Below are 11645 nucleotides of genomic sequence, written 5' to 3' on the forward strand. Positions count from 1 at the left end.
CGTTTGCGAAGCATGACCTTAGGATAGGATGGCGAAGTCTCCCGAAGAATGCAGAGCCGCTCCGAAGTGCGCCATATCAAATCTCCCCTTGATCAGAAAAAATTTTCACGCTCCGCGTCAATCAAATCCGTTTTAGAGAGAGGTAATTATCAATTATCAATTATCAATTATTGAACCCTCTGTTCCCTATTACCTATTATTTGTAACTATTTAACTGAAGATAAGGATTTAGGTATGAGCGATCGCCTCTAATGATCGCCATTAGTTCTGTCTCTTATTCCAACATCTGATACCTGAATCTTTACCCAGTCAGAAGGATTGGACATTTATTCACGATTTGCAGTACAATTATCTATAATATAGCAATCTAATATCAATTGTGAGATGTAGGATTTTAGGTAACAGCTTCAGAAGTAAACAGGCAACAAATAAGAAGGAAAAAACTGTATCTTGAATATCAGAAATACTATAGCAATCCTATTTATGTTGTAATATTTTGGTGGAAGTTAGGAATAAGGAGTCAGAATTCCTAAGTTTTTTAGTTAAAATTAATTGTTATAAACATTATCACAACATATTTAGGATTGCTATATATTCTAGACTTTTAGGGAACAGTATTGCTATAAATAAAATGTTGTACTGGAACTTTTAAAGTTAAGGTGAAGAAAAGTATAAAATAAATTATAATATTAAGTAATTTGATATGAAAAAGCAATTATGAGCTAAGATGCTACCTCAAAGGAGGCTATTCTTAAAGACTTATAAATTCAATAGAAAGATTATCACCATATCAGAAATAAAACATGGAAAACTCTAACAAATAATTTGTTATTATTTCTTGGTGTGGTAGGGCTTGAATTAGAGGGAATTGATAACACAGTAATTATACTAGCTTACATTCTGGTATCAGTAGCTGGATTGTTTAGTTTTTCTGTTTCCTTGCATCATAGATTACGGCAAAAATAAAAATTTACATACATTAGAAAATATCTTGATATTTTTGGTCTCAAACTAATCAAAAAAACAAGACAATATCAACTTAAGCAAACTAAAGTTTATCATAAATTTGTAGGAGCGATAAATACTGGAATCTTTATTGCTATCATAGATATAAGTATCACTATCATCCCAATATCTCTGTTTTTATTCCACTTTTTCCGTTAAATTATCTGTTCTTGTTGAGTCAGTAAAAATTACCGATTCATAGAAAAGATGCGCTAGTAACGCACCTTTTTAATTATTAATTAACTCTTGCTAAATGTTTTTGATTTTTCTCAGATACAATAGGCGCACTTAAAGCTTCATTCAGTTCAGCACAACCTAATTTTTCTTCTAAAATAGCCATAACTTCACGACCAAAATCATTAGGATTTCTTTGCCAAGCTTCTAAACAAACTTCACCAAAAAATGCACCTAAAGGTTCTGGATTCCATAATAACTTTCTAGCTGTCCAAGGCATTAAACTCATAGGGTCATATCCAGGTTTCAAGATTTCTTTCTCAAGAGCATAATCTTCTAAATGAGTATGAGGTTGTAACCCTATAAAGAAGATAGCAGGTTCTACTTTATCAGCTCCAAATATTTTCTCTAGTTCCCGATGATAAGCAATAGTTTGCCGAATCGTTTCATAAGTTTCATCAATTACATTAAAAGAGTAATTAACTGAAACTAAATCATTAAAACCAGCAGCTTTTAAATCTCGACAATTTTCCAATACTACCCGTAAGTTATAACCCATTCGCATTTTGCGGACAAGTTCTTGAGAACCACTGGTAATGCCAATCTCAAAATAATTCATCCCAGTTTTTGCCATTAACTCGCATAATTGGGGAGTAAGATTATCTGCGCGAATATATGCTGCCCAATGAATATCATCCATCCCTGCATCAAGGATTTTTTGTAATAACTCCACAGCATCACCAATATACTTCCGAGCAGGAATAAACTGAGCATCAGTAAACCAGAAATTACGAATACCGCGAGCATACAATTGCTTCATTTCTGCAACTACTTCATCAGCAGGGTTGATCCGGACTTGTTTACCCTCAATAACTGTATAGACACAATAACAACAGTTATGGGGACAACCGCGTTTTGTTTGTACCCCAATGTAGAAGTCTTGGTCTTGGAGGTAATATACAAATTCTGGCCAGATGCTATTGATATAGTCATAGTCGCAGGCAGTTTTCTCAATAGAAGCTGGTGCTTCGTGAATCATGCGATCGCGCGGTGATGTTTCTCCTACCACATAGCATCGTTGATCCCTAAAATCTTCTCCTCGAATTAGTCTTTCTAATAAGACCTCTCCTTCCCCGACAGATACAATAGTACCAGTAGGTAAACTACGACCCAGTTGTTCATAAAAGACACTGACTGCTCCACCACCAATTACTGCACGAGTTTCTGGTCGATAAACTTTGGCCCTTTTTAGACCCTGTTTAATTAGTCCTATGTTACGCCAGAGTTCGGTGTAATAGGAAGCAGCTAACCGCAGGCCTCCCACTGCACCCCTCAGTTTAATCAGAGGGTTTTTCGCGTAGTAAAACTCGAAGGCGTTTTGCAGAGGGTTGCCTCCACGACCTCCGACAGGTGCATATATCTGAATATCTCTCCAGGAGAATACTAATAGGTTTGGTCTGAACTTATCGATACAATTATCTAAGGCTGTTCTATAGTCTAGAGGTGGTACGGCCCCCAGATCGAATATCCTTTGTTCTACTTCTGGGAAGAGTTTGTGGACATGATCTGCTAAATAAACAACTCCGATAGGAAAAATGGGATTACATGGGAGACGAACATAAAGAACTTTGTTTTCCATAGTGTCTGTGTAATACAACGTTTTGTAAATTCTTTTTTAAGAAAGATGACCAATATGTCGGACTTATTTAATTTTAATCTTGAATTTTATTAAAATTTTTATACGCCATCTTAATAAAAGTAAATTAGCTTGTATTCCTAGCTAAAAGCAGTTTGAATTCAAATTGTCTGTATAATTTGATGCTATAGCACAAATTCAAGAAAAAGTTAAAAATTTGCGATAATATTAATCATGTCTTAAGAAAGCCTTAAGACCTTGTGAAGATTTATATTGACCATGTGATGAGAAACCTAAAACTCGGTATTCAAGATTACAACTGATAGGGATCGGTTGGTGTTAACTTGTTAATATAACTAAATTTGTATAAAGCAAAAACTTTTCAAAGATTAACTATGGCACAAATTCTTGATCCCTTACCATCCAATAGTTCAAATCAAATTCTCTGTTGCTACGTTAATGCCACAAGTCAAATCCAGATAGCTAAAATTAGTAATGTACCAAATTGGTATTTTGAAAGAGTTGTCTTTCCAGGGCAACGCTTAGTATTTGAAGCAGTTATCGGTGCTTGTATGGAGATTCATACAGGTATGATGGCCAGTTCTATTTTATCAGATACAGTACCTTGCGATCGCCTACAAATAAATGAAGGTCCTTATTCTTCAATTACTAAAACTGAACAGTCTGTAGTAAAATCACTTACTTTACCTCAAAGACTAAAGTCTTCTTCAAAGCCAACAGCAGTTTTGAGCGCAGTAGATTAATTAATTGAGACTCAAGGGAGTAAAATTAAAACTCTGAGGATAAATCAACTTAATTATAATCATCATTTATTTCTTCTATAAGAAAAAAAAATTGATGTTATGGGTAATTAATACTCCCAACAAATGTAGTCGTTTTTGTGCTTTGTATTCAAAAGGAAGTTAGAGAGGAAATGAGTCGCGACTCATTTCCTCTGTATTTGCTGCAAAATTTTTGGAAACAATATCAAATTCAATTCATCAATTCAGTTTTGACTCGATATATAAATTGTTGATTTGTCAAAATATTCCGCTCAAATTCGTTCATACTGATTTTTAGAGTTGTATATTCTATGATTTCTAAATCATTAAAAAAATAAGCCATTTCAGTTTGATTTCCTTGTTGATCTCTAGCAGATAAGCCTTTTGTCAGAACGAATGCTGTTGAAGCACCTTTCATTCCCAAATGTTCCAACCATTTTTGATTAGCTGGATTATCTAAAATCCATTCCATTACTTCATCTAAATATTTTTGCGTTTCTTTACTAAAGTATGTTCTGGAGTTAATTTTTTTCATAATTTCAATATATTCAAAAGTTGTAGAGTTTGGCAAATTATCTGACCAAATTTTTTGAATATTCAGACCTAAATCTCCAATATTATCTTTAGTAGGTTGTATTGGTTAACAATTTCTGGAGAATTTGCCCAGTTGTTTTAATCTCATCATCAATTTTTAATTGCCTGAGATTTTTCTCTAACTCATTACCTTCATTCAAGATGGGGGTATTTCTCCTTCCCGACGAATCAAGCAGAAACAATATAATAGACCTCTCCAGAAAATAAACTTGCTCTTTATTTAAGACAAGCTAGAGTTGTAAAATTCACTACTTCATCTAAATATTTTTGCGTTTCTTTACTAAAGTATGTTCTGGAGTTAATTTTTTTCATAACTTCAATATATTCAAAAGTTGTAGAGTTTGGCAAATTATCTGACCAAATTTTTTGAATATTCAGACCTAAATCTCCAATATTATCTTTAGTAGGTTGTATTGGTTAACAATTTCTGGAGAATTTGCCCNTCGCAATAATTAAAATTCATTTTCTGAAGCACCTGCAGGATGTAGGTGGGTAGTGAAATTTTCCTTCTATTGCGTAGGTCGCAATAATTAATTCATTTCTTTAAGCTTCCTTAAACCATATAAACAGATAAATAAGATAAATAGCTAGGGAAGCGTAGCGCACCAATCAAAATATTTGGCATAGGTGGTGCGTTACATTTAATTAACGCACCCTACAAGATGGCTTAAATTAATTATTTAAACATTCAAAAAAATCTCAGACAACTCTAAATCAAAGCCGCCATCTTCACATCATTAGTTGCCAATAACTCCTGTAACTCATCAGAGTCAACAGTCTCCTTATCAACTAACATTTCCGCCAACTTATCCAAAACATGACGGTTGCCTACCAAAACTTCCTTAGCCCGACGATAAGCTTGGTCTACCAAATTACGAACCTCATCATCAATAGCAGCAGCAGTTTCCTCAGAAAAATCTCGTTCAGACATAATATCTCTACCTAAGAACATATTACCATTCTGACGACCAAGAGCCACAGGACCGAGGCGATCGCTCATTCCAAACCGAGTCACCATCTGACGAGCAACACGGGCGACTTGCTGCAAGTCATTAGAAGCTCCAGTTGTCACCTCTTCATCACCAAAAACAATCTCTTCAGCCAGACGACCACCTAAAGCAACTGCCATTTGATTTTGGAGATAAGCACGGGAGTACAAACCAGAGTCCATTCGGTCTTCACTGGGAGTAAACCAAGTTAAACCACCAGCTCCACCACGAGGAATAATACTAATTTTCTGCACTGGGTCATAATCAGGCATTAAAGCTCCGACCAAAGCATGACCTGCTTCGTGATATGCTACTAATTCTTTACGTTTCTCACTCATTACTCGGTCTTTCTTTTCTGGACCAGCTAATACCCGGTCGATGGCGTCATTAACTTCATCCATAGAGATTTCGGTTAAGTTGCGACGAGCTGCCAGAATAGCTCCTTCATTTAATAGATTAGATAAATCTGCTCCAGTAAATCCTGGTGTCCGACGGGCAATTTTTTCTAAGTCTACATCTTTGGAGAGACTCTTACCACGAGCATGAACGTTGAGAATTTCTAGACGACCTGCATAGTCGGGGCGGTCTACTACTACTTGACGGTCAAAACGACCAGGACGAAGTAGGGCAGCGTCTAAAACGTCGGGGCGGTTAGTTGCAGCAATGATAATTATACCTGTGTTGCCTTCAAAACCGTCCATCTCGGTGAGTAGTTGGTTTAGAGTTTGTTCTCTTTCGTCGTTACCACCTCCTAAACCGGCCCCTCTTTGACGACCTACTGCATCTATTTCATCTATAAATACGATACAGGGAGCGTTAGACTTGGCTTGTTCAAATAGGTCGCGGACGCGGGAAGCACCTACACCTACGAACATTTCTACAAATTCTGAACCGGAGATGGAGAAGAATGGTACTCCTGCTTCTCCAGCAACTGCTTTTGCTAATAGGGTTTTACCTGTTCCGGGAGGTCCTACTAATAGTACGCCTTTGGGTATTTTGGCTCCTATTGCTGTGAAGCGATCGGCATTTTTGAGGAAGTCTACTACTTCGGTTAGTTCTAGTTTGGCTTGTTCGATGCCTGCTACATCGCCAAATGTGACTTGGGTTTGGGGTTCCATTTGGACTCTAGCTTTAGATTTACCAAAGTTCATTGCTTGGCTACCTGGTCCACTTTGAGCGCGACGTAGTAGGAAGAACAGTCCCACCAATAATAGGATAGGGAAGAATAAACTGCTTAATGCTCTGACCCAGAAACCTTCTTCATTCTGAGGCAGTACGGATATATCTACGTTGTTTTGAGTGAGAATGTTAATTAGGTCGGGGTCGTTAGGTAGATTAACCTGGACGACGGTACCATCGGCTACTTTAACTCTAGCTATTGTTCGGTCAGCACTTATGCTGACTTTATCTACGTTATTGCTTTCTACCTGTTGAATGAATTGACTGTATTTCCAGGTTTCGCGAGTTTGGGGTTGTTGATCGAAGAATGCTGTTGCTAAGGCGATGACTACTATTGCTAATAGGGCGTATAGGCCAGCGTTTCTCCACCTTTTATTATTCACTAGGGTTATTCCTCCTAATTTTTTATGGTATGGGGACTATATTATTAATCCTGGTATATTAACTTATGTTAACTTATCTCTCATATAATACCACAAAGTATTAAAAGCTAGTGTCGCTACGCGGAAGTTAAAAGTTAAAAGTCAAAAGTATTGATTAGTAAAGCTTTTAGGATTTTGTAACTGGTCGGTTATTTCCGCCATTCTGCGCTAGGGTTTTTCAGAGGTGACTCTGGCTTTTTCTTTATGTTGTGAAAGTAATTAATAACTAAAGTGTAGGTATTTTGAACAGTTTGAGATAATTAACATCTACTATTATGACATTTTTTTGCAGGTTGTTTAGAAGTATGGGGACTCATCTAAAATATGGTTTGAAAAATTTTTTATGAGTTACTCTAGAGCAGGTTTATGATTGATTTTTATGATGCCATTGCTGAAAATAAAAAAGCCCAGTTATATTACAATCAGGGAAATTTAAGGGAAGCTATTGCCTTATGCTATAAAATTATTAAAATTTATCCAGATTTTGTTGATGTTTATAAAACTTTAGGAAATGTTTTGCAGGTTCATGGTAATAGAAATGCTGCTATTCGTGCTTATGTTAAAGCTACAGAGATTCAGCTTAATAATGGTTTGAGTTATAGTCAGTTAAGTCAGTCTTTAGTATCTAAGTATGGCAGTCAAATTTGGCAGTTAGTTAGTGATAATCCTGGTCAAATGTCTTTTTCAGAATATATCTATATTACTAATGTAGTTGGTCAGAAAGTACCGGGTAATTTTTTGATTTTTGGAGTGGGGAAAGATACTCAGCTTTGGCTTCAGGTAAATGACGGAGGAAAAACAATATTTTTGGAGGATAATCAAGAATGGTTGACTAAGATAAAAAGTAGTTACAAAAATTTTTTTGAGGCTTATTTAGTTGAGTATAATACCAGAGTTTCACAATGGAAAGATTTACTCAGAGAATATAGTGAAGGAAATGATTGTTTATCAATGGTATTGCCTGAGAAAATTTTACTCACAAACTGGGATTTTATTTTGGTAGATGCACCTGCTGGATATTCTGAAGAAAAACCAGGCAGAATGAAAAGTATATATACGGCAGCTAAATTAGCTAGGCAAACTGGTACTCGTATATTTATTCACGATTGCGATCGCTCGGTAGAGAATATCTATAGTAATTATTTTTTGGGCAAAAATAATTTGATTAATCAAGTGAATAAACTCCAGCATTATTATCTCAAATAAGGTAAGCATTCAGCTATTAGCCATCAACTCAAACGTAAACCCTATCTAAACTTAAAAATGCTTTAAATCAATATAATCTTTAAAGTCGGATTTGATAGTAAGATTCAATTTACCTCAACTAATAAAGCTTTTTTCTCAAACTAAAATAAATAGCTGACTGCTGAATGCTGAGTGCTGAATGCTTACCAAAAATCAATATAATCTTTAAAGTCGGATTTGATAGTAAGATTCAATTTACCTCAACTAATAAAGCTTTTTTCTCAAACTAAAATAAATAGCTGACTGCTGTTTGCGCAGCATTCCGCAGGAAATTATGAGTGCTGAATGGTTACCAAATAAGTCATAACCTAACTTTTTAAAATGCTAAAGATTCTGCATATTATTCAACAACTTTCTTTGGGTGGTGCTGCCCGCTCGATGATAGCAACTGCTAAATATTCATCTCGAATGGGTATAGCACAACAACATGGAATTCTTAGTTTATTACCAGGATTGCCAGAAGCAGTTTCACTTGCTCAAACTGAGGGAATGTATGTAATTAATCAAGTTAATCAAGAAACTATTTGGAGAGAAATTGAAGCTGCGGATATTGTTCATTTTCATTTTTGGAATAATCCAGAAATTTATGAATTATTATATTCAGAACTTCCAGCAATGCGACTGGTACTTTGGTTTAAAATTATTGGCGATAAAGCACCTCATATTATTACAAAAGAGTTACTTGAATATACAGATTTTGCTATAGTAACAAGTCCTTATACTCTGGAGTTACCTATCTTTGAAAATATATCTTCAGAAAAGAAAAATCCTAGTATTGATGTGGTTTATGGAATTGCCGATTTTGACAGACTTAGAGATTTTAAACCACAATCTCACGATACATTTAATGTTGGTTATATTGGTACGGTTGATTTTGCGAAAATGCACTCTAATTATGTGGGAATGAGTGCTAAGATTAATATCCCAAATGTGAAATTTATTGTCTGTGGAGGGATGAACAATTATTTACAACAAGAAGCGGAAAAATTAGGAGTAAGAGAGCGTTTTGATTTTAGAGGTTACGTTGAAGATATTAGATCGGTATTGGAAATTTTAGATGTTTTTGGCTATCCATTATGTGAGGATACTTATGCTACTTCAGAAAAGAGTTTACAAGAGGCAATGTGGGCGGGAGTACCACCGGTAGTGTTCCCTTATGGCGGAGTTAAAAAATTAGTTATTCATAATCAGACAGGTTTAATAGTTAATAATGAAGTTGAATATAAAAATGCTATAGAATATCTATATTTTCACCCAGAGGAACGACTGAGATTAGGGCGTAATGCACGAGAATACGCACGACAAAATTTTCATCCCGAACAGGCAACAAAAAAGATTAATGAAATTTACGATTGCCTCCTGCAACAACCAAAAAGAAAACGTCGATGGAGTATTGAGAAAATATCTGGTGCAGAATTATTTATTCAATCTTTAGGGAATGCTGCATCTAATTTTTCAGTCAGTCTAACTTCGGCAAATATTTCAGAACTATTAGCAGTAGAAAATCAAATTGCCGGTTCATCTCCTGTTCTTTGTAATAGAGATGGAGGTGGAATTTTTAATTATCGAAATTATTATTCAAAGGATGGTTATTTAAGATTATGGTCGGGATTAGTTTTACAAAAACAAGGTCAGCATCATCAAGCAATTTCTGAGTTTACAGCAGCGATAAGTTTAGGATGTAACCACTGGCGCATCTGGTTTTATTTGGCAATTTCAGCAGAAAAAATTAATCGCCTTGACTTGGCAGAAAAAATTTTACTTCAAGTCAGAGAAAAAGCGCCTAATTTTACTCCGGCAACAGAAATATTCCAGAAAGTCTTAGATAAGAAAGAAAAATCAAAACTCTCCAAAGATAGTGTAGAAGAGCAAAGCAAAGTTAAAAATTTAGTAGACACTGGAAGTAAAATTTCAACCACTCTATCTGAATCTATAAATTCCAGACAACTTGGTTTACAACGACAGTTTTGGAATGTTAATTCCTTAGACAAAGCTATGTTTGAGCGAGTATTCACTGATAGTAAAATTAACACTATGTCTCCTCAGGAAAAAATGGAGGCTTGGGAAAACTCAGTCTTAAGTTCTACTCAAAAAGTTCTTCTAGGAATTCCTATAAAAACAGAATCGAAAGTCTTAGAAATTGGTTGTGGAGTTGGTCGTCTAATTAAATATTTACGAGAAAAATTTGCACGGGTAGATGGTGTAGATATTTCGGAAAAAATGATTCAGTTTGCCCGGCAATATTTAGCTAATGGGAAACAAAATGGAGAACTGTATGTTAATAATGGCTGTGATTTACAACAGTTAGCTGACGAAAGTTACGACTTTGTTTATTCAACAATTGTATTTCAACATATCCGTTCTATTTCGATTGTCAAAAGCTATTTCCGAGAAATATTTCGAGTTTTGAAACCAGGAGGATATTTCCGACTTCAGGTGCATGACTATAGCGCTCCAAATTTAGGAAATTTTGATGAGGAGGGAGCAGAAGATCGGCAATATTATTTTTCTGGCAATGCTTATACTGACACACAACTAAAAGATTTACTTCTTGTAGAAACTGGTTTTGATTTAGTTTCTCTGGAATGCTCAAAACCTTGGATTTGGGTAACAGTTAAACACCCAGAAAAACAAGTATTTTTACCTCTAGTCTCAGCTATAGTTTCTACATATAATTCTGAAAAATTTATCCGGGGATGTTTAGAAAATTTAGTTAATCAGACTCTCTATCAGAAAGGAAAAGTAGAAATTATTATTATTGATAGTGCTTCAGCAGAAAAAGAAGGAGCGATCGCTCAGGAATTTCAATCTAAATATCCCCAAATAATTTATTATCGAACTCCAGAAAGAGAGACTATTTATGCAGCATGGAATCGTGCTATAAAAATTGCTAGAGGAAATTATATTACTAATGCCAATACGGACGATCGCCACCGTCCGGATGCTTTGGAGAAAATGGGGGATTATTTAAACAATAATCCTGATACTTCTTTAGTTTATGCAGACCAATTAATTACTACTTTGCCTAATGATTCTTGGGCAAAAACTCAAGGGAATAAATGTTGGAACTGGCCTGAGTTTGACTATCAAGAATTAGAGCGACGTTGTATTATCGGACCTCAACCAATGTGGAGAAAGTCTCTACATCAAAAGTATGGATATTTTCGTTCGGAATTTAAGGTTGCGGGTGACTATGAATTTTGGCTAAGAATTGGTAAGACTGAAAAATTTGCACGTTTTTCAGAAATTTTGGGATTGTATTTTGAGAATAAGCAAGGATTAGAAAAGTCTAGTACAAGAGCAGCACAAGAAACTTATGATATTTGCCTTGAATATGGAATTATTCAACGAGGTGTTCGACGCAAAATTTCTGTTACTAAAGATATTTCGGAAGCGGAATTAATTTGTTTACCTTTTCGGGAAAGTCAAAGGTATGAGTTGATTGAAAAATCTAGAAACCCTGCTTCCGAATTAACCAATTTCCCAGAAGGGGGAAGTGAAAAATTCCCGCGCCGAAATTGGGAGTCGGACTCGGTGGAGAAATCTAGAGATGCTACTTCTCAATCAACTAATTTTTCTGGAGAGGAAACTGAAAAATTCCCGCGCCGAAATTGGGAGT

7 protein-coding genes are annotated in these 11645 nt (G+C 35.4%); 3 read left to right on the forward strand and 4 right to left on the reverse strand.

The window, feature by feature from the left end; all coding sequences use genetic code 11:
* Positions 1-1240: 1240 nt before the first annotated feature.
* Entirely contained in the window at positions 1241-2818 is a 1578-nt protein-coding gene (locus F6K22_RS01395) for a photosystem II high light acclimation radical SAM protein (protein ID WP_293092496.1), read from the reverse strand.
* 392 nt (positions 2819-3210) lie between these two features.
* Between F6K22_RS01395 and F6K22_RS01400 the strand changes: the two genes are divergently transcribed.
* Complete coding sequence (locus tag F6K22_RS01400) at positions 3211-3579, forward strand: DUF1830 domain-containing protein (protein ID WP_293092498.1); 369 nt, start codon at positions 3211-3213, stop codon at positions 3577-3579.
* Between the two features lie 229 nt (positions 3580-3808).
* On the opposite strand, the gene F6K22_RS01405 is transcribed toward F6K22_RS01400, so the two are convergent.
* The 3 genes from F6K22_RS01405 to ftsH3 all read right to left on the reverse strand — a co-directional run bounded on the left by F6K22_RS01405 (position 3809) and on the right by ftsH3 (position 6742).
* A complete protein-coding gene (locus tag F6K22_RS01405) occupies positions 3809-4168 on the reverse strand; it encodes a hypothetical protein (RefSeq protein ID WP_293092500.1) in 360 nt (119 codons plus the stop codon).
* Positions 4169-4407: 239 nt separating this feature from the next.
* Positions 4408-4539: a hypothetical protein gene (locus F6K22_RS01410; RefSeq protein ID WP_293092502.1), complete on the reverse strand. Its 132-nt coding sequence runs from the start codon at positions 4537-4539 to the stop codon at positions 4408-4410.
* 361 nt (positions 4540-4900) lie between these two features.
* On the reverse strand, positions 4901-6742 hold the full coding sequence (ftsH3, locus tag F6K22_RS01415) for an ATP-dependent zinc metalloprotease FtsH3 (RefSeq protein ID WP_293092504.1): 1842 nt from the start codon (positions 6740-6742) through the stop codon (positions 4901-4903).
* A gap of 405 nt (positions 6743-7147) precedes the next feature.
* Between ftsH3 and F6K22_RS01420 the strand changes: the two genes are divergently transcribed.
* On the forward strand, positions 7148-7987 hold the full coding sequence (locus F6K22_RS01420; protein ID WP_293092506.1) for a TIGR01627 domain-containing protein: 840 nt from the start codon (positions 7148-7150) through the stop codon (positions 7985-7987).
* Positions 7988-8347: 360 nt separating this feature from the next.
* Positions 8348-11645: glycosyltransferase (locus F6K22_RS01425; RefSeq protein ID WP_293092508.1), on the forward strand; the 3298-nt coding region annotated here is incomplete at its 3' end.

The organism is Okeania sp. SIO2F4, assembly GCF_010672385.1.
Taxonomy (GTDB): Bacteria; Cyanobacteriota; Cyanobacteriia; order Cyanobacteriales; family Microcoleaceae; genus Trichodesmium.